Origin of the sequence: Streptomyces sp. NBC_00390 (assembly GCF_036057275.1) — a bacterium.
GTDB lineage: Bacteria > Actinomycetota > Actinomycetes > Streptomycetales > Streptomycetaceae > Streptomyces.
In genome coordinates this window covers 4,556,010-4,577,297 of the sequence record NZ_CP107945.1, presented here as the reverse complement: position 1 = coordinate 4,577,297, position 21,288 = coordinate 4,556,010, and the positions used below count along the sequence as shown (strand labels likewise).

The following is a 21,288-nucleotide window of genomic DNA, read 5'->3' as shown; positions in this document are numbered from 1 at the left end:
CCCCTGTAATACCGGGCCGGGTGCCGGACAACTACGGGGTGGGAGCACGAGAGGGGGGCCGGTGGGGACGTACCGGAGCGATGAGGGCGCGCGGCGGCGGCTGGAGGAGCTGTACGCCGCGCACGCCGGTCAGGTCCATGCCTTCGCCGCCCGTCGCGTGGGCCCGGCGTCGGCACCGGACATGGTCTCGGAGACCTTTCTGGTGGCGTGGCGCCGCATCGACGAGATCCGCGACCCGGCGCTGCCGTGGCTGCTGGCCACCGCCCGCAAGCTTGTCGCCAACGAGCTGCGCGGGCAGGCCCGGCGCTCGGCGCTGACCGAGCGGCTCGGCTCCCTGGCGTCGGGCATGTACGGCACCGACCCCTCCGCGCTCGCGCAGCAGGAAGTGATCACCGCGCTGCGGACGTTGCCGGACGCGGACCAGGAGGTGCTGACCCTGGCGGTGTGGCACGACCTGAGCGGCCCCCAGGCTGCCAGGGTCCTTGGCTGCTCGCCCGGTACCTACGCCGTCCGGCTGCACCGGGCGCGCCGGCGACTGCGCAGGCGGATGGAGAGCGCACACAAGGAGGCGCAACCGTGAACGACCACGACATCACCGAGGCGATCCGCTCTGCCAGGCCGCCCGTGTACGAGGACTGGCACGCCACCGACGAGGGCCGGCGGATCCTGTCGGACGTGCTGGCCGCACCGCGCGCACCCCGGCCACGGCCCCGGCACCGGCGGACGACGCTCGTGGTCGCCGCAACGGCCGCAACGGCCGCCGCGGTCACGGCGGCGCTGGTCGCCGGTCCGCAGCTGCTCGGCCGTGGCTCCTCCGGCGGCGGCCGCCCCGTCGCGAGCGACCGGCCCCCGTCGAAGAAGGCCCCGTCACCGTCCGACGCCGCCTTCTTCGAGCGGCTCCGCTCGACGGGCCTCGCGGACGAGGTCGAGCGCTACGACTCCCTCGGGCAGGCGGCCCGCGCCGCGTCGGCCGTCGTGGTCGGCGAGGTCGTCGGCGTACGGCCGACCCGTAGGGCGTACGGCGTCCAGATGATCGGCGTGACGATCCGCCCCGTGGAGGTGGTGGCGGGCACGCTTCCGGAGGGCTTCCGGAAGCGGGTCACGGTGGAGTTCACCGGGTCGCCCCACGAGATGGCCGACGGCGTCAACGGGATGAAGCTCCAGCTGCCCAAGGGCCGTTCGGTCTGGTTCCTGCGCTCCAAGGCGGAGGAGGGCGAACGCTTCGTCGAGGAGCGCATCCGCTCCGGTGAGCCGGTCACCGCCGAGGACAGGCGGGTCCTGGAGGGGGACCGGCCGTACTACCGGCTGATCTGCTCCCAGGGCCTGTACATCCAGGGCGACGGCCATGTCGTCAACCCGGTCATCGGCCACGGCCGCGACGACGACCCGCCGTCCCGCGAGGCGGAGAAGTACCCGAGCGTGGCCACCCTCTCCACGTACCTCCGCACCGTCCACCAGGTCGTGCTTGAGAACTAGCGCCGTCCGCCCGGGCGGGAGTTCCAAGACACGGCCTGGCCGACGCTGCAGACTTTCCGGCCGCAGAAAGGCTGTGGACCGCACCTTGTTGGGGTGCGACCCACAGCCGTTGCTGCCGCTGGGCGGCCCCGCACGGAATACTCACGAGCCAGGATGCGGCGGACCATGCATCCGACCTGAAGGGCAGTCACAGAGCGCGCTTGCCCTCGCGTTCGATGCTGGACCATGAGTGACAAGCTGAGGGCGGCGCCCGTGATACGGGTGCCGCCCTCACTTTGTGTGTCCTCAGCGCCGAGGCGTCAGAAGAGGTTCCCTGAATCCGCCGGGAAGTCCGGCGGCCAGGGCCCGGCGTACAGCGACTCCCGGTCGCCCATCAGCGCGTACTCCGCCTCGCGCCAGTCCGGGGGGCTACCGACCACGAAGCTGTCGCCGTCAGGATCCAGCATCCAGGTGTAGGCCGCTTCGTCGGGCTCCAGCCCGTGCCGCTCCGCCAGCACCGCGAACTCCTCCGGGCTGGCGCGCCTGATGTGCAGGCCGTTGTCGTAGTAGGGCTGCAGGAGCATCAGCCTCACGTGGCCGACATGCACCTCGATGTGGGTCGAGGTCCCGTCGATCAGCGTCGCTTCGCTCTGCAGGAAGAGCTGCCGGTGGGACGTGGTGAACCCGTGCACACGGAACAGCCTCCCGGTACGGATGAAATCGGTCATGCCCGAAGCCCTTTCTTGATCACGGCACCGGCTCCCCGTTGGGCAGCTTGAAGCGCTCGGGGAAGACCTCCTTGCCGCCCATCTGCCACTTGATCGACGTCCACTTACGGTCGCCGAGCCTGACCGCGGTGCGCAGTTTTATCATCTCCCACGCGGTGCCGTAGCCGTCTTTCGTGATCACCGCCCAGTCGCTGCCCTTGATCGTCTCACCCCGCTCCAGGAGCAGCCTGAGCGCGTCGTCGGCGTTGGCGGCGCCGGCGACGCCGTCCAGTGAGACCGTCAGCCGCACGTTGGGGTTGGACACCGTCATTTCGACTCCGACCGTCCAGATCGGACGCTCGCCCATCCCCATCTCCCGTGGCAGGTTCGTGCCGTAGGCACCGTTGTTGAACGTTTTGGCGCCGATCTCCTTCGCCAGTTTGTCCGCGCGGGGGTTGATGCCGAGGACGACGTGGTCCCCGTCCTTCACCAGGCCCTTGAGGATCTTTTGTATCTCCTCGAGGCACTTCTCAGGCGTGCCCTGAGCAGCGAACGCCCGAGCGCCGGCGGCTGGCAGCGCCTTCGGCGCGGCTGCCTCGCACTTCTCGAACACCTTCTGCATGATCTTGCTGGCGATGCCCGCGACGGCGACCTCGGACAACCGGACGGTGCGCAGGGCCGCCCACGCGTCGATGAAGCCGATGCCGGTCCTCGCGGCGGCGTCCATTGCCGTGACGGCGTCGGCGATGGGCCTGAGGATCTTGCCTGCGAACAGTGCCGCGACGTCCACGGCTGCCCAGGCACATCCGCCCCAGCTTCCGTTCTCACCGCCCGGGGCGAGTTTCTGGGCGCACTTGATCCAGCTCCCGAAAAGGATGTCCACCGGATCGACGCCCGCCTGGTATTCGGCGATCGTGATGGTGTGCGTGACCTCTTGGGACAGCTCGTCCGTCGGGTGCTGACCCAGATACAACGTCTCACTGGAGGGACACGTGGACTTCGACGGGTCCAGGACCTGTGCGGTGCACAGGTACAGGTCGAGGAAGGCCTTGTACCGGATCTTCACGGTCATCGTGCAGTCGCCCCGGTAGAAGAGCTTGTCGATCAAGCCGTCGCAGCCGGCCGTCTTCTTTACGGTTTGGGGTTCGCCGATGTTCTCGATGTGGTCGATGACGTAGAACATGTTGCCGATGGAGCCACCGGTCTCGTCGACGACGGTTCCGGTGTCGATCTGCTTCGCTTTGGAAGCCTTCTCGGCCCGGTCGGCGGCTTCTTGGGCTTCCTTGGCGTACTTGGCCGCGTCCTTGGCAGCTTGTTCGGCTTCGGTGGCTGCGGCGTCGGCGCGGTCGGCGGCCGCCCGTGCGTCCTTGGCTGCCTGTTCTGCGGTGGCTGCGGCGTCGCGTGCGGCTTGGGCGTCGAGCGCGGCCTGGTCGGCGGAGCTGCGGGCCTCCTTGGCATAGCCTTCCGCACGGCCCGCGGCCTTGTCGGCGGCGTCGGCGTCTTCGGTTGCCTGGCGGTCGTACTCGATGGTGCGGGCCAGGGACTGCGAGGCCTTCGATGCGGCTGCGGCGGCGTCGGCCGCGTAGCCGAGGGCCTCCTTGGAGTAGGTGCGGGCGGTCGCCGCGTGTGCGGCGGCGTTGGCCGCGTGCTGGTAGGCGATCTTCGCGTCGCCGGACGCCTGGTCGGCCAGGTTCTTGGCGGCTGCGGCCTCGGCCTGCGCGTTCTTGGCGTGGGCGTCGGCGACGGCCTTCTGCTGATCCGCGATCGACTTCGACGCCTGCCCGGTCAGCACGACCAGGCTCGCGGCCGAGTCGGTGGTGACATACGGGGAGCCGAGCTGGATCGCGTCGTTGGCGGGCTTGGCGACCTGGGCAGCGGCGTTGCCGGCGTCGACCGCGGCCTGCGCGGTGACGTGGGCGAAGCCCGCGGCCTTCGCCGAAGCCACGAGGGCCTTGCCGGCCTCCTTGCTCGCCTCGTCCGCCTGGGTCTTGGCGGTCTTGGCCAGCTTCTCCGCTTCCTTCGCCATCTTGACGGCCGTCTTGGCCTCTTCCGAGGCGTGCTCGGACGCCTTGATGGCGTCGGCGGCAGCGCTGGTCGCGGTCCGCACCGCGGCGTCGGCCTTCAGCTTGGCGGCCTGGGCGGCATCCGCGTTCGCACGGGACCGCTTGGCGGCCGCCTCGGCGCGGGTGGCCGCGGCATCCGCCTCAGCGGCCGCCTGCGTCGCGGCGTTGGCCGCGGTGCGGGCACGGCCTGCGGCCGCTTCCGCGTCGTCCGCATGCCTGTCCGCCTCGTTGGCGGCGGTACGTGCGGCGTCAGCCTCGGAACCTGCCTCCAGGGAGTCGGCGTAAGCGCCCTTCGCGTCGGCCTTGGCGCGAGCGGCATCCGCCTTCTGCTCGGCGTCCCAGGCGTCGTCCCGCTTGGCCCTGGCGTTGTCGCGGGCCTGGATCGCGCCGTTCTTCCGCTCGACCGCGGTGGCCTCGGCGGCCTCGGCCTTGTCCTTGGCCTCCTGCGCCTTGCCGGCTTCGGCCTGGGCGTTCTGCTTGTGCTGGTTGGCCTCGGCCTGTTTGGCGGCGGCGGTCTCCTTCTCCGCCTTGGCAGTCTTCTCCTCCGCCTCAGCAGCCAGCCGCTTGGCATGCGCGTCGGCGGCGGCCGCCTTCGCTTCCCCTTCCGCCTTCAGCGCGACGGCGAGCTTGGCCTCTGCGGTCTCCTTGTCCTTCTTCGCGTTGTCGCGGTGCAGCTTGGCCGCGTCAGCCGCGGCCTTCGCCTGCAACTCGGCAGTGTGTGCTGCCTCCTTGCGGAACTCGGCCTTGACCTGGGCGGCCTGGGCCAGCGCACGCTGGGCGATCGTCTGGCTGTCGCCGCCGGATGCGCGGGTGGCGGCCTCGGCGGTCTCGCCGGCTTTCACCATCGCCTCAAGGGCGGCGGCGGAACCCTTGGTGACCTGTGCCTTCTGCTGGCCGACCAGCAGGCCGCGGCCACGGGGCGCGCCGTTGCCGTCCGCGATGGCGTAGGCGGCCTTCTCGGCGGTGTCGGTGGTGCCGGCGGCCGTCTTCGCTGCCGCGGCCTGCGCCTTGAGGACGGCGAGCTGCTTCTTCGCCGCCGCCTGGGCGTCGGTGATGCCCTTCTTCGCCTTGTCGAACTGGGCCTTCGTCGGATAGGACAAGCTGTCGGTGCCCTTGTGGCCGGACGGCTTGATGGTGAACTGCTGCGGGCCGGTGCCGTTGCACGTCCACAGCCACGAGTTCTGGCTGTTGTCGAACGTGTGCAGGTCCAGGCACTTGCCCGTGCCCACGTTCTTCAGGGCCGTGGTGGCCCGCAGGTTGGCCTCCCACGACTGCGCCGGGACGTTGAGGCACGTCCAGATCTGGATCTTCGTGCCGTTGTCGGCCTTCCCGTCCGACACGTCCAGGCACTTCTGGGAATTGACGTTCCGCAGGTGAAGATCCCGTTCGTCGCCTTCGAGGGTCCACTGCTGCGCCGACGAGCCGTTGCACGTGTAGACCTGGACCGGGGTGCCGTTGGTCTTCTTGGCGCCCTCGACGTCGAGGCACTTGCCCTTCGCGGCGCGCACCTCGATGACCGCCGGGCTGTCACCGATCCAGCCGATTCCGCCGGGGGACCAGTAGTCCTGCCAGCGGGCGAGGCGATCGACGACCCACGAGTGCCCCAGCATCTCCCCGAGCGCTTTCGCGCCGGTGGCGAGGGCCTTGGTGGCGTCCTTGTTGGCGTTCAGCAGCTGGTTGCGCTGCAGGGCCTGGGAGGAGATCTCCTGCTGCCACTCCGCAGCGGCGGTACCGGTGATCCCGCCCATGACTTTGTTCGGGTCGATCGGGTCACGCCATGCGCACGATGCGAACCGGGTCTTCACGTCCTCGACCGCGATCCGGTACTCCGCGGTCCCCGGCTGCGGGGCGGTGCGGGGGAAGCCGCCGGAGGAGAGGAAGACACGGGCGTTGTCAGCGCCTGCGGGCTCCAGCGCGAACCCGTGGAGCCACTTGAAGGCATCACGCTCGGCGAGGGCCCGGTTCCACTCGTCCACGGGCAGACCAGGGTCGGGGTCCTTCCCGTAGCGGGGGGTGCCCAGGGCGTCAACGGCCTTGAGCGTCGCCTCGTCGGTCTCGGGGGTGGAGTCTTCGTAGAAGTCGCTCTCGCTCTTCCAGAACCGGTCGGCGGTCCACGAGGTCAGACCGGTCTGGGCGTAGAAGTCCTTCTTCCCGTCACCCGGCGATCCCGGAGGCCAGTGGAAGTCGGCTTCGGTGAAGCCGCCAGGAGTAGTCAGCCCTTCGAGGGGCTTCTGCCATCCGTTCCGGAGGGCGTTGAGAGAGTCCAGCTCCTTGCCGGCCGCATCCTTGTCCTTCTCGTACGCCTGGGCGAGGGGCGTGTCCTGCCAGTGCTTCCGGTCGGCCAGGGCGTGGAGCTTGTCCTGCGGCTGGTTGAGGCCGTCCTGCGCGGTGGCGGCCATGGCCGGCCCACCCAGGCGCAGCACATCGGCCATCAGGCACTGGTCCTGCCGCAGCTCCTCCGAGGCGGTGTCCTCGTACCAGTCGTAGGAGTCACCCGCCGCCTCAGTGCGCGGTCCGGTGAGCTTGTTGAGCACGTCAGGCTGGACGGCCAGACCACCGAGTACGGCCAGGGCGGCGACGGACGTGATGACAGGCGTGAATATTGCGGATCTTCGTGATCTGGGTCTGAACAACCCTGATATAGGGCGCAAAAGAGCATCCTTCGTAGCGAACGAGAGCAGGCAGAGGGGCGACCGCCCCAAGAGGTGTGAGCCTTGCGCGCCGGGTCAGCCGGCCGACCGGGCGCGAGGAAGGGGGCGGCGAACGGCGCCGACCGAGTCGGCCTTCGCGGTGAGCAGGTAGCACTGCATGACGGTTCGCCCTCCCCCGTGGCGGCACTGGCCCCCCGGCCGCCGACTGATGCGCGCGTCAGGGCGGAAGGGTCAGGTTCCGTCCACGCGCGCGGCGGTCACCATAGGCAGAGCTCAACACCTTTGGGCAAGCCTCTATTTGGGTGCCTCAGACCCATGCCGATGGGGCATTCGGGGGATCGTCCCGACGCGCTGCGCGTAAATACCGTGCTCATGTCAGGGTTTACCCGTGTGACTGCCGTGAAGGGAGTGTGAATTCAGCGCTGCTTCTCGGCCAGAAACTGGCCGATAGTCACCCCTGTCCGGAAGCTCGCCTCCATGCTCCGGTCGCCCTGCCGGGCGACCGATGTCACGGCGGCCGGCCGTGCTTCGTGGAGTCGACATCGACCTCCCACGTGATCAGCCCTGCCACGTCCGCCCGGGCCTGTTTCAGACACGGCCTGGCCGCGGTCGAACTCCCAAGCCCGTCGGAATCACCCTCCGCCCCGAGAAGCGCAAGGACTGCACCCACGGCACCCCAATTGGGCCAGAGCCGATCAGAATCGGACTCACGGGTGCCTGCGCGGACGGGCTGCGCTGAGATGTCCGGATACCCGCAGTCGTGGAAACCGCAGTCGGCATAATCCGTCCGGGAGGCACGTATGGATGGCACGATCGCCGCAGTCTCATCGGAGCCCGACCCAGGACCCGACGGTCCGCCACCCTGCCGGTGCCCCGTCCCCGCCCCGCGGCACGAGCAGGCACCGAGCCCCGCGGAGGAAAGGTTCCGCGGCCTGCTGGAGGCCGCGCCCGACGCCATGGTCATCGTCGACGACACCGGAACCATCCGCCTCGTCAACGCCCAGACCGAAGCCCTCTTCGGCTACGACCGCGAAGAACTCCTCGGCCACCCCGTCGAAATCCTCGTACCCGGCCGATTCCGCGAGCACCACGCCCACCACCGCAACGGCTACATCCACAACCGCCAGGTCCGCCCCATGGGCGCCGGACTCGAACTCCACGGACTACGCAAAGACGGCACCGAGTTCCCCGTCGAGATCAGCCTCAGCCCCCTCGAAACCACCGACGGACTCCTCGTCTCCGCCGCCGTACGCGACGTCAGCGAACGAAAAGCAGCCGAAGAACGGTTCCGTAGCCTGCTGGAGGCCGCGCCCGACGCCATGGTCATCGTCGACGACACCGGAACCATCCGCCTCGTCAACGCCCAGACCGAAGCCCTCTTCGGCTACGACCGCGAAGAACTCCTCGGCCACCCCGTCGAAATCCTCGTACCCGGCCGATTCCGCGACCACCACGCCCACCACCGCAACGGCTACACCCACAACCGCCAGGTCCGCCCCATGGGCGCCGGACTCGAACTCCACGGACTACGCAAAGACGGCACCGAGTTCCCCGTCGAGATCAGCCTCAGCCCCCTCGAAACCACCGACGGACTCCTCGTCTCCGCCGCCGTACGCGACGTCAGCGAACGAAAAGCAGCCGAGACCCAGCTCACCGCCCTGTACGAGCAGCAGCGCCATGTCGCCCTCACCCTGCAACGCAGCCTGATGGGCACCCCGCCCGCCGTCCCCGGGATGCCCACGGCCAGCCGCTATCTGCCCGCCACCCAGGGCGCCGGCGTCGGCGGCGACTGGTTCGATCTCGTACCGCTCGGGGCCGGCCGGGTCGGCATCCTCATCGGCGATGTCATGGGGCGGGGGCTGGAGGCGGCCGCCATCATGGGGCAGCTGCGCTCCGCCGCCCATGCCCTGGCCAAGACCGGTATGCAGCCACGCCAGTTGATGCAGTCCCTCGACGCGATCGTCGCCGAACTCGACGGGCCGGACCAGCTGGTCACCTGCTGCTATCTGATCGTGGCGCCGGACGCGGGTGAGGTGACCGTGTGCTCCGCAGGGCATCTGCCCGCGCTGCTCGCCGCACCAGGTGAAGGCGTGCGGCCCCTCGACGCACCCGTGAGCGTGCCGCTCGGTGTCGGTGACTTCCTGCACCAGCAGACGACGCTCTCCGTGGCGGCAGGATCCCGTCTGATCCTCTTCACCGACGGGCTGATAGAGACACCGGAAGGCGACATCGAGGAGCAGCTCGCCGCACTCGTCACCGCGCTCGACGAGGCGTTCGCCGCCACGTCCGATCTGGAGTCCGCCGCGGACCTGGTCCTTACGTCCGTGCTGCCGTCGACGGACAGCCATCACGACGATGTGACCCTGCTCCTGACCCAGTTACCCGCGGCGCCGGTCGCCACGGCCACCACGGATCTGCCCGCGGTGTCGTCCTCGGTGTCGGAGGCACGGGCGTTCCTCACGAAGGCCCTCGTCGCGTGGAACTGCGACCGGCTCGCCGATGACGCCCGGCTGCTGGTGTCCGAGGTGGTCACCAACGCCATCCGGCACGGCCAGGGACCGGTCCATGTGCATGTGCGGCACAACAGCACGGAACTCACCGTCGAGGTGAGCGACCACAGCCACCATCCGCCGCAGCCGCGGATCGCCGCCGCCGACGACGAGTCCGGACGGGGGCTCGTCCTGGTCGACACACTGGCGCAGGACTGGGGCGTGCGCCCGACCGACCAGGGCAAGACCACCTGGTTCACGCTGGCCATGACGAGCGGGTGACCCGCCGGGCAGCCGCTCGGCCAGGCCGTGCCGAACCAGGACTGCGCCGGCGACTCCGGCCTCTGCTGCGGCGGCGCGGGCAACTCCCGCAGGTACCACGCAGATTGCTGTACACCTGCAGCAGCGTGTACGCCGGCGGCTCGGCCGGGTCGAAGGTGCGGCCGTACGCCGCGAGCAGCCGGCCCGGCAGCTTCGGGTCGCCGCGCGTGACGCCCCGGACGGTCGCCCGCTCAGCTGCGCAAGGTCACGCCGTACCGGGTGCGCAGGCGGCCGATCTCCCACCATGCCACGCCCGTCACCGACGCCGGGCCGCCGATGAGCGCGCAGAGCTGGATCACGGGCGGACCGGGAGGCGGGCCGGCCATGAGCAGATTGACCGCGGCAAGCTCCCACACGAGCACGCCGGTGAGCAGCGCCGGGAGGGCAGCGTGCACATCTGCCGTGTGGAAGGCGGTGCGGACGACCGTCGTGGAGGCGAAGCCGACGAAGAAGACGAGCCACAGGACCGGAAGAAGAAGCGCGAACGAGAGCAGGGCACCCGCCGCTTCGCCCTGGAACGTCCTGCTGAGGAAGATCACGCCCGCGAACAGTATCGGCACGGCCGTGAAGGCCCCGAAGTACCAGAGCACCGTCCGGACCGCCGGCCGCAGGCGCGCACGCATCACCGGCCGGGCCGACGGCGGCGCGAAGCGGAACAGGAGCGCGATCACGGCGGGCGCCGTGAGGAGAAGCAGCCACGGGGTGACCGCCAGCCGGAAGAACGCCTGGTCCTGGGCCTGCTGCCAGTCCTCCGACGTACCGTAGGCCAGCAGGATCACCAAGGACGCGCCGAGGGCGATCCAGGCCCGGATCTTCTGCATGCGCATCACGTCCGGGTCCTGGACACCGCGATGGCTGCGCGTGGGGAAGACCGCCCGGGACTTCATACGGGCCGAGCGGGCCAGCGGGTACATCACCAGGACGAACAGCGCGGGCCATACGAAGCACAGGGCCGGCACCCACACACAGCCCGGAAGCCTGCGTGCGTGTCCCAGTACTTCCCTCAGCGGCGGCCACTCGTCCTCGCGCAGCCGTTGCCACAGCGACGCGTTCGGCGGGTGGGGACGGTACGGCGGTGGCGGTCCACCGTTCGGTGGCCATGGCGGGCGGTACGGTCCCTGTCCCCCGAAAGTCACGCGGCTTCCCTCCTGGATCGTGGGCAGCTGATCGTTCCAGAACATTCAACTGCCTCGAGCCCGAGGTCACATGAGGATTCAGAGGTCGTCCCTTTCGCGGCAGTTGCCCGTACGGTCGCCGCGCAGACGCCGAAGGGCGGCACCCCCCTGGGAGGAGGGGTGCCGCCCTTCGTCCTTACGGACGGGTCCGATCCGAAGCCGGATCAGAAGTCCATGTCACCGCCCGGCATGCCGCCACCGGCAGGCGCGGAAGCCTTCTCCGGCTTGTCGGCGATGACGGCCTCGGTGGTGAGGAACAGCGCCGCGATGGAGGCCGCGTTCTGCAGGGCAGAGCGGGTCACCTTCGCGGGGTCGATGATGCCCTCGGCGATCATGTCGACGTACTCACCGGTCGCGGCGTTCAGGCCGTGGCCGACGGGCAGGTTGCGCACCTTCTCGACGATGACGCCGCCCTCGAGACCACCGTTGACGGCGATCTGCTTCAGCGGAGCCTCCAGCGCGAGCTTCACGGCGTTGGCGCCGGTCGCCTCGTCACCCTCGAGCTCGAGCTTCTCGAAGACCGAGGAAGCCTGGATCAGAGCCACGCCACCACCGGCGACGATGCCCTCCTCGACGGCCGCCTTCGCGTTGCGAACGGCGTCCTCGATGCGGTGCTTGCGCTCCTTGAGCTCGACCTCGGTCGCGGCGCCGGCCTTGATGACGGCCACGCCGCCGGCCAGCTTCGCGAGGCGCTCCTGGAGCTTCTCGCGGTCGTAGTCCGAGTCGGAGTTCTCGATCTCGGCGCGGATCTGGTTGACGCGACCCTGGACCTGGTCGCTCTCACCGGCACCGTCGACGATGGTGGTCTCGTCCTTGGTGATGACGACCTTGCGGGCGCGGCCCAGCAGGTCCAGGCCGGCGTTCTCGAGCTTGAGGCCGACCTCCTCGGAGATGACCGTGCCACCGGTGAGGATGGCGATGTCGTTCAGCATCGCCTTGCGGCGGTCGCCGAAGCCCGGGGCCTTGACGGCAACGGACTTGAAGGTGCCACGGATCTTGTTGACGACCAGGGTCGACAGTGCCTCGCCCTCGACGTCCTCGGCGATGATCAGCAGCGGCTTGCCCGACTGCATGACCTTCTCCAGCAGCGGGAGCAGGTCCTTCACCGAGGAGATCTTGGAGTTGACGATCAGGATGTACGGGTCGTCCAGGGACGCCTCCATACGCTCCATGTCGGTGGCGAAGTACGCCGAGATGTAGCCCTTGTCGAAGCGCATACCCTCGGTGAGCTCCAGCTCCAGACCGAAGGTCTGGGACTCCTCGACGGTGATGACGCCTTCCTTGCCGACCTTGTCCATGGCCTCGGCGATGAGTTCGCCGATCTGGGTGTCGGCGGCGGAGATGGAGGCGGTGGAAGCGATCTGCTCCTTGGTCTCCACGTCCTTGGCCTGCTCGAGCAGGGCACCGGAGACGGCCTCAACGGCCTTCTCGATACCGCGCTTGAGGGCCATCGGGTTGGCGCCGGCGGCCACGTTGCGCAGGCCCTCACGGACGAGCGCCTGCGCGAGAACGGTCGCGGTGGTCGTACCGTCGCCGGCGACGTCGTCCGTCTTCTTGGCGACTTCCTTGACCAGCTCGGCGCCGATCTTCTCGTACGGGTCCTCGAGCTCGATCTCCTTGGCGATGGAAACACCATCGTTGGTGATCGTGGGGGCGCCCCACTTCTTCTCGAGGACGACGTTCCGGCCCTTGGGGCCAAGGGTGACCTTGACGGCGTCGGCGAGCTGGTTCATCCCGCGCTCGAGACCGCGCCGTGCCTCCTCGTCGAACGCGATGATCTTGGCCATGTGAAGTGGTCCTCCCGGACTGGGGTGGATTGCTCCGGACCGTGCTGGTGCCCGCGACGGACGGCCTGCAAGCCGTGTGGTTCCTTGCCCCACCCGGCCCGCGGGCCTCACCGACCCGATCCAAGTTCTGTCACTCTCACCTGCAGAGTGCTAACGCCAATGATTAGCACTCGGCATAGGAGAGTGCAAGCGGCTCTCGGGGATCCGCAGGCGGAGAGCGGCGAAGGCGGAGGGCGGACGAACCGTGCGTGAACGCACGACGAGGGGTCCGCATCCCTGGATGGGATGCGGACCCCTCGGAGTGAGAACGTCGGTGGCCGATCGCGACCGGATCAGACGGCCAGCTTGACCATGTCCGCCTGCGGACCCTTCTGGCCCTGCGAGATCTCGAACTCAACTCGCTGACCCTCTTCAAGGGTGCGGTACCCATCCATCTGGATCGCGCTGTAGTGGACGAAAACATCCGCACCACCGTCGACCGCGATGAAGCCGTAGCCCTTCTCCGCGTTGAACCACTTGACGGTGCCCTGAGCCATGCCTAACTCCCCTATTACTGGCCCTTGCGCAGGACCGCACTTCGCGGACCCGGGTCAGACCTACCGCCCCGACAGGAGGGGCGTGCGCCGGAACGCGTCGACCGCGGCTGAATGTATCTGTCCAACTGCCGTCTGCAACAGGTCAGTCGGACGAGAATTCTGCGCAGTAGCAAAGGGATGGAATGTGCAAATTCCGTGAATTCCGGGGCAAGTCGGGCTCCACAAAGTATCCCCAAAGGCGCATTTCGATCGCACACTTTGGCCACTTCTTGTCGCCTCCCGGCGCATTCTCATACACAGGGGAAGCGAGTGGCGGAGGCCGCTTCCCCAACTCTATCGCGCTCAACCATGCAGAATTACCCCCTCCGGTTCTCCACCGGAAGGGGCAATTCTCATTACTCTGGGTAATTCCAGGTCGCGTCAGCCACCGGCGACCGCGGGGATGATGGAAACTCCCGCGCCGTCCGGCGTCGCCGTCTCCAGCCCCTGCTCGAAGCGCACGTCGTCGTCGTTCACGTACACATTGACGAAGCGGCGCAGCTTGCCCTGGTCGTCCAGGACCCGGGCGGCGATGCCCACGTGGTTCTTCTCCAGGTCCGCGATGACCTCGGAGAGGGTCGCGCCCTCGGCCGGGACCTCGGCCTTGCCGCCCGTGTACGTGCGGAGGATGGTGGGGATGCGGACGTTGACGCTCATGGTGTGCTGCCTCTCTCGGTGGTTCAGCCGGCCAGGCCGGCGTCGCGGAACGCGTCCAGACTCGGGCGGATCGTCGCGGTCGGACCGGTGGTCGGGGCGACCGCGTCCAGCGTCTTGAGACCGTCGCCGGTGTTGAGCACGACGGTGGTGAGCGCCGGGTCGAGCAGGCCCTGCTCGATCAGCTTCCTGGTCACGCCCACGGTCACGCCTCCCGCCGTCTCGGCGAAGATTCCCTCGGTCCGCGCCAGCAGCTTGATCGCGTCGACGACCTGCTCGTCGTCGACATCCTCCACCGCGCCGCCGGTGCGGCGGGCGATGTCCAGCACATACGGGCCGTCGGCCGGGTTGCCGATCGCGAGCGACTTGGCGATGGTGTTCGGCTTCTGCGGGCGTACGACGTCGTGGCCGGCCTTGAAGGCGGTGGACACCGGCGAACAGCCCTCGGCCTGGGCACCGAAGATCTTGTACGGCTTGTCCTCGACGAGACCGAGCTTGATCAGCTCCTGCAGACCCTTGTCGATCTTGGTGAGCTGCGAGCCGGAGGCGATCGGGATCACGATCTGGTCGGGCAGCTGCCAGCCGAGCTGCTCGCAGATCTCGTACGCGAGCGTCTTGGAGCCCTCGCCGTAGTACGGGCGGAGGTTGACGTTGACGAAGCCCCAGCCCTCGCCGAGCGGGTCGCCGATGAGCTCGGAGCAGAAGCGGTTGACGTCGTCGTAGTTGCCCTCGATGCCGACCAGTTCACCGCCGTACACGGCGGCCATGACGACCTTGCCCTGCTCCAGGTCGTGCGGGATGAACACGCAGGAGCGGAAGCCGGCCCGGGCCGCGGCGGCGCCGACGGCGCCGGCGAGGTTGCCGGTGGAGGAGCAGGACAGGGTGGTGAAACCGAAGGCGCGGGCCGCCTCGACGGCGATCGCGACGACACGGTCCTTGAAGGAGTGTGTCGGGTTGCCGGAGTCGTCCTTGACGTACAGGCCGCCGGTGACGCCCAGTTCACGGGCGAGGTTGTCGGCCTTGACCAGCTGGGTGAAACCGGGGTTCAGGCTCGGCTTGCCGGTCACGTCGGCGGGGACGGGCAGCAGCGGGGCGTAGCGCCAGATGTTGTCCGGGCCCGCTTCGATCCGCTTGCGAAGGGCCTCGGGGTCGCCGCTCGGCAGGTCGTACGCGACTTCGAGCGGCCCGAAACACGAGGCGCAGGCGAAGATGGGGCCGAGTTCGAAACGCTCCCCGCACTCGCGGCACGAGAGCGCGGCGGCCGGTCCGAGGTCCACAGGGGTGGTGGTGCTGCTTGCAACGGTCTGCACAGCCATGGTGGCGAGGCCCTTTCTCCTCATCTTCCTCGTGACGCATCTCGCCACGAGACGGAATTGGCACCTTCCCCACCGTGACCTCGCGGTCGGCGGGAGGGTTGCCGGGGCTTCAACGGGCCGTTCCCTCTGCCCCTCTGGATGAGCGGTATTCACTTGTCAGCGCGACGACCCCCGGCATGCGACGGTCATCGGCGTTGTTCAAGACTGTAACCGAAGCCCTGGACGGTTGAGATAGTCGTCCGAACCTCGAGATGGATCTCTCGACCGGAAGTCAAGGAGACGCGCACGTGCTCGATGAGGTGGAGCGCTGGCTGAGCAGGCGTTCCTGGGCAGCCGCCGACCGGACGATGAAACAGCTGCTGGCGGCCAAGGCCAGGCGCGGGACGTCGGTCAGCGTGGTGCTTCCCGCGCTGGACGAGGAGACGACGGTCGGGGACATCGTCACCGTGATCCGGCGCGAGCTGATGGAGAGCGTGCCGCTGGTCGACGAGCTGGTGGTCATCGACTCGGGCTCGAGCGACCGTACGGGTGAAGTGGCCGCGGCGGCCGGGGCACGGGTGGTCCACCGGGACACGATCCTGCCGCGCATACCGGCCGTGCCGGGCAAGGGCGAGGTGCTGTGGCGGTCACTGATGGTGACCAGCGGTGACATCGTCTGCTTCGTCGACGCGGATCTGCGCGACTTCTCCGCGGAGTTCGTCTCCGGGATCGTCGGGCCCCTGCTGACCGAAGGCGAGGTGCAGTTCGTCAAGGCGATGTACGACCGGCCGCTCGGCGGCCAGCCGGGCCAGGGCGGGCGGGTGACCGAACTGGTGGCCCGGCCGTTGCTGAATCTGCACTGGCCGCAGCTGGCCGGCTTCGTCCAGCCGCTGGGCGGCGAGTACGCGGCACGGCGCTCGCTGCTGGAGCGGCTGCCGTTCCCGGTCGGGTACGGGGTGGAGCTGGGACTGCTGGTGGACGCGCTGCACACGGTGGGCCTGGACGCGCTCGCGCAGGTGGACGTCGGTTCGCGCAAGCACCGCCACCAGGACGGGCAGGCGCTGGGCCGGATGGCGGCGGCGATCTACCGTACCGCCCAACTGCGACTTTCCCGCGGACACTTGGTGCGGCCGTCGCTGACGCAGTTCGAGCGGGGCGAGACGGGGTTCGAGCCGCGGACGTACTCCGTGGACACGGAGGAGCGGCCGCCGATGCGTGAGATCGGTGAGTATGCGGCGCGTCGCGCGGCATAAACCGGATCACGCGGACATCTTCTCTACCTTTCGTACACATGGGTGCGAAAGATGACAGGAACCATGGCCGGCTGCCCCGGATCCTCGGGGCCCTGGCGGTCACCGCCGCGGCACTGCTCGGATCGCCCGGCCCCGCGGCCGCCACGGGGGCGGACGGGTCGCCGGGGACGGAACCCTCGCTCCGGCCGGTGCAGATCCAGCCCGGCGAGATGGCCGACACCGGATCCAGGAACGAGCAGCTGTGGCTGCTGGGCGGGGTGGCGCTGAGTCTGACGGCGGCGGGAGTCGTCGCGGTGGCGGCATCGCGGCGCCGCGACAAGGACTGAGACCGGATCCGGCGCGGTGAGACCGTACGCACGTTTGAGGCTTCCCGGGACGGGCTAGGTTCGCCACATGGTCTCCGAGCGTGAACACGCTGCCCAGATCCTGGTCGCTTCCAACCGCGGCCCGGTCTCGTACACGGTGAACGAGGACGGAGAGCTCGACGCCCGCCGCGGGGGCGGCGGCCTGGTCTCCGGCCTGTCGGCCATCGGATCCGGCGCACAGTCCCTGTGGGTGTGCGCGGCCCTGAGCGACGGCGACCGCGAGGCGGTCCGGCGCGGGGTCGGCGAGCCGGGTGTACTGATGCTCGACATCGACGCGGCCGTCCACTCCGACGCGTACAACGGCATCGCGAATTCGGTGCTGTGGTTCGTGCACCACATGCTGTACCAGACCCCGCTGGAGCCGGTCTTCGACAAGGAGTTCCGGCGGCAGTGGGCTGCGTACGAGGCGTACAACAAGGCGTTCGCCGAGGCGCTGGCGCAGCGGGCCGCCGACGGCGCGGCCGTGCTGGTGCAGGACTACCACCTGGCCCTGGTGCCCGGCATGCTCCGCGAACTCCGCCCCGACCTGCGGATCGGGCACTTCTCGCACACACCATGGGCGCCGGCGGAGTACTTCAGGCTGCTGCCGGACGACATCGCGGAACAGCTGCTGCGCGGGATGCTGGGCGCGGACCGGCTGGCGTTCCTGACCCGGCGGTGGGCGGACGCCTTCGCCGGCTGCTGCGAGCAGGTGGTCGGCGGCACCGGCACCACGCGGACAGGTGTGCACGGACTCGGCGCCGACGCGGACTTCCTGCGTGAGCGCGCGCACCGGCCCGATGTGGCGGAGCGCATGGAACAACTGCGGGAGCAGATCGGCGAGGGCCGCAGGACGATCGTCCGGGTCGACCGGACCGAGCTGTCCAAGAACATCGTGCGGGGGCTCCTGGCCTACCGGGAGCTGCTGGAGGAACACCCCGAGTGGCGGGAGCGGGTCGTGCACATCGCGCTCGCCTACCCCTCGCGCCAGGATCTCGCGGTCTACCGGGAGTACACGGCGGAGGTCTCCCGGGTCGCGGACGAGATCAACGCGCGGTACGGGACGGACGGCTGGACTCCGGTCGTCGTGCACGTCAAGGACGACTTCGCGCGCTCGCTGGCCGCGTACCGGATGGCGGACGTGGCACTGGTCAACCCCATCAGGGACGGGATGAACCTGGTCGCCAAGGAGGTCCCCGTCGTGTCCGACCACGGCTGCGCGCTGGTGCTGTCACGGGAGGCGGGCGCGCACGCGGAGCTCGGCGACGACGCGCTCTCGGTCAACCCGTACGACGTGAGCGGCACTGCGGCCGCGCTGCACGAGGCGCTGAGCATGCCGGAGGCGGAGCGGGCCGAACGCACCAAGCGCCTGGCGGCGGCGGCGACGGCGCTGCCACCGAAGCAGTGGTTCCTCGACCAGTTGGAGGCCCTGCGCGCCAAGGACGCGTAGGCGCGCCGGTTCCGGGGCCGCGCGGGCTCCGAGGCCGCACCGGTTCCGGGTGTACCGGCTCCGAGGCCGCGCCGGTTCCGGGTGTACCGGCTCCGAGGCCGCGCCGGTTCCGGGTGTACCGGCTCCGAGGCCGCGCTGGTTCCGGCGTTGCGCCGGTTCCGGGTCTGCGCGGACCGGCGCGGCGACGCAGGCCCGGCCCCCTGCGGGGGCTTTCCCTCACCCGCGCCTTCCCGTAACCGGGGGCAGCCACGGACCCCCGGGTACGGCCTCCGGCCGTGTCCTCGATCGCCGGCCGGGCTGGAGATGCCCGGCGGGGAGGATCCCCGAACGCCTGAAGGGCGTTCCGGGGTCAGGGGCGAAGCCCATGGTTCGGGATTGGGGTACCTGCCACGGCCGCCAGGCCGTGGGAGAGGGCGGGGTGGGGGAGAACCCGCCCTCCCCCACGGCCCTCACACCTGCGGACCTGGCAGGTGCTGCGCAAGATTCGCCAGGAACTCCACCACCGCCGCCGGCCCCGGCACCAGCAGGTCCGCGCGGTCCGCGAGCTCCGTCACCTCGTTGCTGCCGCTGCAGACCAGCAGCCCCGGCACACCGTCCGAGCGGAGCTTCTCGACCGCGCCGAACGCAGGGAGGTCACCCAGGTCGTCGCCCGCGTACAGCACGGACTCGGCGTTCACCTCGCGTACGTAGTCCGACAGGGCCTTGCCCTTGTCCATGCCGGGCGGGCGCAGCTCCAGGACCATGCGGCCCGGCTCCAGGATCAGGCCGTGGCGGGCAGCGAGCGCCGCGAGCGGTTCGCGCAGGGCGTCGAAGGCGGCCTGGGGGTCGGTGGCGCGGCGCGTGTGGACCGCGACGGCACGGCCCTTCTCCTCGACCCAGGTGCCCTCCCAGACCCCGGCCCCGTCGAGGACACCCGGCAGTTCGGCGCGGGCGGCTGCGACACCCGGGTGCGGGGCGGGGGCCTGGACGGTGCCGCTGACCGCGTCCCAGCGCTCGGCGCCGTAGTGGCCGAGGACGACGAGGTGGTCCAGGCCCGGCACACCGGCGAAGCCGCCGTAGCGCACCGCGACACCGGCGGGTCTGCCGGTGATCACGGCGACGGAGGCGACCCGCGGCGCGAGCGCGGCGATCGCGGGGGCGGCGCCGGGGTGGGCGCGGGCCTGTTCGGGGTCGGGCACGATCTCGGCGAGGGTGCCGTCGAAGTCGAGGGCGACGACGGCCCCTGAGGGCCGGGCGAGGAGAGCCGCCAGACCGTCACGGCCCGCGGGAGTGGACGGCGTCGGCAGGGGGTGCGCGTACGGGGAGCCCATGTACCGACCCTATCGGCGACTTCTCCTGGCGTCCCTCACACGGCGCAGCCGGTTGACGGTAACGGGGTCGTGCGCCAGCGCGCGCTCGTCGTCGAGGAGCGCGTTGAGGAGCTGGTAGTAGCGCACCGGGGAGATGCCGAGCTGCTCCCTTATCGCCCGCTCCTTGGCCCCTGGCCCGCTCCAGGAGCGCTGCTCCATGGCGAGAACGGCCCGCTCACGCTCCGAAAGCGCCTGGTCGTCGGTCATACGATCCAACCTATCGACGCCCACCGACGAGTGGGCGCCGCCCCTTCCGCAATGCCCCGCGGGTGACTACTCCGCCAGTTCTGCTTCCTTCGCCTCGAGGCTTATACGGCCCAGGACCGCCGCCGGGCTGCCGCCGGGCTCGACCGCCTCGCCGACGTTCTTCTTGATGCTCTCGCTGACCGCGGCCCACGACGTCTTGCCGACCGGCGGCAGCATCGAGGCCGGCAGTTCCTGGAGGAACGTACGGAGATCCTTGTGCTCGGGGTCACGCTCCATCGCCTCGGAGGCGGAGACCGTCACCGGCAGCAGGCCGTTCTGACCCGCGAAGTCGAGGACGTTCTTGTCGCTGAAGAGGAAGTCGAGGAACTTGCCGATCTCGGCCTTGTGGCCGTTCTGCTTGAAGCCCATGATCCAGTCGGCCACGCCCATCGTCGCCTTCGCCTTGCCGGTGCGGCCGGGCAGGGGAACCATGCCGACGTCGATGCCCTCCTTCGCCGCGGCCTGCATCAGGGACGGGTGGCCGTTGAGCATGCCGACCTCGCCCCGCGTGAACGCCGCGAACGCGTCCTTGCGGTTGAGCTTCGCGGGCGGCACCGGCCCCGTCAGCTTCCCGCCGACCAGGTTGGTCTTCAGCCAATCGAACGTCTCGATGTTCTGCTGCGAGTCGATCGTGTAGTTGCCCGCGGCGTCCGTGTAACCGTCACTGCCACCACTGAGCAGCCACATCATGCTCTCGGCCTGGGCCTCCTCCGGCCCGAGCGGCAGCGCGAAGGGGTACTTCACCTCCGTGCTCTGCTTGAGCTTCTGCGCGTCGGCGCGGAGGTCGTCCCAAGTCCTGGGGCCCTCCTCGATCCCGGCCTCGGCGAAGAGCTCCTTGTTGTAGAAGAGCAGGCGGGTGGAGGCGACGAACGGCAGCCCGTACTGGACACGCTTGTGCTCGCCGGCGTCCACCAGCGGGCCGAGGAAGTTGGACTGCACGGGGATGGTGAGCAGCTGGTCGGCGGAGTAGAGCTTGTCGGCCGCGGCGTAGTCGGCGTAGGCGCCGATCTGGGCGATGTCGGGGGCGTGCCCCGCCTTGACCATCTCGGCGACCTTGCGGTCGACGTCGTTCCAGGACTCGACCTGGACCTCGACCGTGATGCCGGGGTTCTGCGCGGTGAACGCGGCCGTCAGATCGGCCCAGTAGTTCTTGCTGCTCCCGCCGCCCGCCACGTCGTAGTCCGCGGCCACCAGTTTGAGGGTGACGTCACCGGGGCCGCCCTCGGAGCCGCCGCCGCAGCCCGTGAGCGAGACCGTCATCGCAAGTGCCGCGGCGGCCGCGGCAAGACCCAAGAAGCGCCGGTGCACAGCTCTTCCCCACCCTCTGTCGTTGTCCGGATGCCCGGATGTCCGGATGCCCTTACACTCCAGTCGCCCCCCGTGACGCGCTGTGAGATGAGCGATGATTCCCCCATCGGGGCCATGAGGTCTACACCACTGCTGGTATCACTTTCGCAACACCCGCACGTCCGGG

The 21,288-nt window shown here is 69.6% G+C and carries 16 protein-coding genes and 1 riboswitch; of the genes, 6 read left to right on the top strand and 10 right to left on the bottom strand.

The features are described 5' to 3' along the window. Positions 1–61: 61 nt before the first annotated feature. Together OHS70_RS20080 and OHS70_RS20075 are read left to right on the top strand one after the other, a co-directional pair. Positions 62–580, top strand: coding sequence for an RNA polymerase sigma factor (locus tag OHS70_RS20080; protein WP_328399168.1), 519 nt, complete (start codon positions 62–64; stop codon positions 578–580). Further along, positions 577–1,476: a hypothetical protein gene (locus tag OHS70_RS20075; RefSeq protein ID WP_328399167.1), complete on the top strand. Its 900-nt coding sequence runs from the start codon at positions 577–579 to the stop codon at positions 1,474–1,476. The genes OHS70_RS20080 and OHS70_RS20075 overlap by 4 nt, the downstream gene beginning before the upstream one ends. 299 nt (positions 1,477–1,775) lie before the next feature. On the opposite strand, the gene OHS70_RS20070 is transcribed toward OHS70_RS20075, so the two are convergent. Together OHS70_RS20070 and OHS70_RS20065 are read right to left on the bottom strand one after the other, a co-directional pair. Beyond that, entirely contained in the window at positions 1,776–2,183 is a 408-nt protein-coding gene (locus OHS70_RS20070; protein ID WP_328399166.1) for a hypothetical protein, read from the bottom strand. A 19-nt stretch (positions 2,184–2,202) separates the two neighbouring features. Beyond that, positions 2,203–6,759, bottom strand: coding sequence for a polymorphic toxin type 27 domain-containing protein (locus OHS70_RS20065; protein ID WP_443062626.1), 4,557 nt, complete (start codon positions 6,757–6,759; stop codon positions 2,203–2,205). Positions 6,760–7,676: 917 nt separating this feature from the next. Here OHS70_RS20065 and OHS70_RS20060 point away from each other — a divergent pair. After that, entirely contained in the window at positions 7,677–9,647 is a 1,971-nt protein-coding gene (locus OHS70_RS20060) for a PAS domain S-box protein (RefSeq protein ID WP_328399165.1), read from the top strand. 230 nt (positions 9,648–9,877) lie between these two features. On the opposite strand, the gene OHS70_RS20055 is transcribed toward OHS70_RS20060, so the two are convergent. The 5 genes from OHS70_RS20055 to thrC all read right to left on the bottom strand — a co-directional run bounded on the left by OHS70_RS20055 (position 9,878) and on the right by thrC (position 15,193). After that, positions 9,878–10,822 carry a hypothetical protein gene (locus OHS70_RS20055; RefSeq protein ID WP_328399164.1) on the bottom strand — a complete coding sequence of 315 codons (945 nt, stop codon included), beginning with the start codon at positions 10,820–10,822 and terminating at the stop codon, positions 9,878–9,880. A 203-nt stretch (positions 10,823–11,025) separates the two neighbouring features. Continuing rightward, positions 11,026–12,648, bottom strand: a complete 1,623-nt coding sequence (groL, locus tag OHS70_RS20050; RefSeq protein ID WP_328399163.1) for a chaperonin GroEL — start codon at positions 12,646–12,648, stop codon at positions 11,026–11,028. Between the two features lie 332 nt (positions 12,649–12,980). Beyond that, positions 12,981–13,184 carry a cold-shock protein gene (locus OHS70_RS20045; RefSeq protein WP_005315736.1) on the bottom strand — a complete coding sequence of 68 codons (204 nt, stop codon included), beginning with the start codon at positions 13,182–13,184 and terminating at the stop codon, positions 12,981–12,983. 420 nt (positions 13,185–13,604) lie between these two features. Further along, entirely contained in the window at positions 13,605–13,880 is a 276-nt protein-coding gene (locus OHS70_RS20040) for a MoaD/ThiS family protein (RefSeq protein WP_328399162.1), read from the bottom strand. Positions 13,881–13,903: 23 nt separating this feature from the next. Then, positions 13,904–15,193, bottom strand: a complete 1,290-nt coding sequence (gene thrC, locus OHS70_RS20035; RefSeq protein ID WP_328399161.1) for a threonine synthase — start codon at positions 15,191–15,193, stop codon at positions 13,904–13,906. Positions 15,194–15,210: 17 nt separating this feature from the next. Then, a riboswitch (SAM riboswitch) is annotated at positions 15,211–15,338 on the bottom strand. A gap of 142 nt (positions 15,339–15,480) precedes the next feature. Here thrC and OHS70_RS20030 point away from each other — a divergent pair. From OHS70_RS20030 to OHS70_RS20020, 3 genes are all read left to right on the top strand, one after another. Beyond that, positions 15,481–16,425 (top strand): glucosyl-3-phosphoglycerate synthase, encoded by a 945-nt coding sequence (locus OHS70_RS20030; RefSeq protein WP_328399160.1) that lies wholly within the window; start codon positions 15,481–15,483, stop codon positions 16,423–16,425. Positions 16,426–16,463: 38 nt separating this feature from the next. Continuing rightward, positions 16,464–16,751, top strand: a complete 288-nt coding sequence (locus OHS70_RS20025; RefSeq protein ID WP_328399159.1) for a hypothetical protein — start codon at positions 16,464–16,466, stop codon at positions 16,749–16,751. Between the two features lie 67 nt (positions 16,752–16,818). After that, positions 16,819–18,219, top strand: coding sequence for an alpha,alpha-trehalose-phosphate synthase (UDP-forming) (locus OHS70_RS20020; protein ID WP_328399158.1), 1,401 nt, complete (start codon positions 16,819–16,821; stop codon positions 18,217–18,219). A gap of 449 nt (positions 18,220–18,668) precedes the next feature. Here the strand turns inward: OHS70_RS20020 and otsB are convergent, their stop codons facing one another. The 3 genes from otsB to OHS70_RS20005 form a co-directional block, all read right to left on the bottom strand. Next, complete coding sequence (gene otsB, locus OHS70_RS20015) at positions 18,669–19,529, bottom strand: trehalose-phosphatase (RefSeq protein ID WP_328399157.1); 861 nt, start codon at positions 19,527–19,529, stop codon at positions 18,669–18,671. Positions 19,530–19,538: 9 nt separating this feature from the next. Then, positions 19,539–19,775, bottom strand: a complete 237-nt coding sequence (locus tag OHS70_RS20010) for a DUF3263 domain-containing protein (RefSeq protein WP_328399156.1) — start codon at positions 19,773–19,775, stop codon at positions 19,539–19,541. 66 nt (positions 19,776–19,841) lie between these two features. Further along, the gene (locus OHS70_RS20005) at positions 19,842–21,074 is read right to left on the bottom strand and encodes an ABC transporter substrate-binding protein (RefSeq protein WP_328405772.1); all 1,233 of its coding nucleotides are present in this window, start codon (positions 21,072–21,074) and stop codon (positions 19,842–19,844) included. Positions 21,075–21,288: the final 214 nt, after the last annotated feature.

Coding starts and splice junctions, on each gene's coding strand:
- OHS70_RS20010 (WP_328399156.1), bottom strand. CDS start 19,775: ATGACCGACGACCAGGCGCTTTCGGAGCGTGAGCGGGCCGTTCTCGCC.
- OHS70_RS20040 (WP_328399162.1), bottom strand. CDS start 13,880: ATGAGCGTCAACGTCCGCATCCCCACCATCCTCCGCACGTACACGGGC.
- OHS70_RS20020 (WP_328399158.1), top strand. CDS start 16,819: ATGGTCTCCGAGCGTGAACACGCTGCCCAGATCCTGGTCGCTTCCAAC.
- OHS70_RS20025 (WP_328399159.1), top strand. CDS start 16,464: ATGGGTGCGAAAGATGACAGGAACCATGGCCGGCTGCCCCGGATCCTC.
- otsB (WP_328399157.1), bottom strand. CDS start 19,529: ATGGGCTCCCCGTACGCGCACCCCCTGCCGACGCCGTCCACTCCCGCG.
- OHS70_RS20045 (WP_005315736.1), bottom strand. CDS start 13,184: ATGGCTCAGGGCACCGTCAAGTGGTTCAACGCGGAGAAGGGCTACGGC.
- OHS70_RS20005 (WP_328405772.1), bottom strand. CDS start 21,074: ATGACGGTCTCGCTCACGGGCTGCGGCGGCGGCTCCGAGGGCGGCCCC.
- thrC (WP_328399161.1), bottom strand. CDS start 15,193: ATGGCTGTGCAGACCGTTGCAAGCAGCACCACCACCCCTGTGGACCTC.
- OHS70_RS20060 (WP_328399165.1), top strand. CDS start 7,677: ATGGATGGCACGATCGCCGCAGTCTCATCGGAGCCCGACCCAGGACCC.
- groL (WP_328399163.1), bottom strand. CDS start 12,648: ATGGCCAAGATCATCGCGTTCGACGAGGAGGCACGGCGCGGTCTCGAG.
- OHS70_RS20070 (WP_328399166.1), bottom strand. CDS start 2,183: ATGACCGATTTCATCCGTACCGGGAGGCTGTTCCGTGTGCACGGGTTC.